Source organism: Protofrankia sp. CiP1_Cm_nod4, assembly GCF_982290645.1.
In genome coordinates this window covers 17,024-18,010 of sequence record NZ_CEVIVC010000100.1, presented here as the reverse complement: position 1 = coordinate 18,010, position 987 = coordinate 17,024, and the positions used below count along the sequence as shown (strand labels likewise).

1 protein-coding gene is annotated in these 987 nt (G+C 74.0%); it reads left to right on the top strand.

Translation table 11 applies throughout. From position 1 onward, the window contains the following. Nucleotides 1–701 precede the first annotated feature (701 nt). A partial coding sequence (locus tag AC5LSR_RS17385) for a hypothetical protein (protein WP_493468681.1) occupies nt 702–987 on the top strand: 286 nt, incomplete at its 3' end.

The window sequence follows — 987 nt, the reverse complement described above, 5'->3', positions numbered from 1 at the left end:
CTCATCGCGGGGGAGCGCATCCAGCGGATCCTCGATCGCGTGGATCTCGTTGCTGCGGCCCGCACCGATCTGTGCCCGGCGGACGCGTGCTGGCGACCGGGGTACCGTCGATCGCGATTTCCGGTGCCATGGCTCGTTATGTTACCGGGAAGCATCCGGCCGCGCTCCGCCTGAATGCGCCGGAAGCCGCCCGTACGGCCTGGGCTGTGCCTTCTGCCAGGCCTTCTGCCAGCGCTTTGGCACTCCGGCTCGCGGCAGCGGCCGGTTTGTTCCATGGCCGCGGGCCTTATGTCCCGCCATGCCCCGCCGCGGTGTGCCGCGGCATGCCCGGGCACATGTTCCCCACCGCGTGTCCCCACCGCATGTTCCCGTCGCGGGGCCTCGCGGTATTGCTCCCGCCGTGCCCGACGCGTGCTCCCGTCTTGTCCGATGTGCGCTCCCGTCGCGGCTGGGCGCGTGACGTGACCGGGGCGTCCAGGCGGTCCGCCCACCGGAGCGGACATGGCCGTCGGGCCGTTCGCCGGCACGGTGGCGAATGGGCCCGATGACCCGTTCTGTCCGCTGTTCGCTATTGTGGGCACCGGTCGGACGGCTGGCGGCGGCATGGTAATGACCTTGACGCCCGATGGCCGCTCCGGCGGGCCCGGATCCATGGGCCGGCGAAGGGGGACACACGGGGGGCCGACCGGACGGAAGGTTCCATGGATCGACATCGCGGCTACGGCCGTGCCCGCCGGAGGTGGCCTGCCGCCGTGTCGGCGGTCGTCCTCGGCGTTCTCGCGGCGGTCGCGCTGCTCCTGACACGGTTCACCACACCGGCCGGCCCGGCCGGCGCGGCCGGCGCGGACAGGTCCGTCGTCGCCCCGGCACTGGCGTCGTCGACGGCCGTGCTCGCGCTCGCCGCCCGGTCGACGGCGGGGCCGACGGCCGACCGCGGCACCGTCAGCGGCGTCGTGCGGCTGCGCGCCACCGCCACCGCGGACGCCT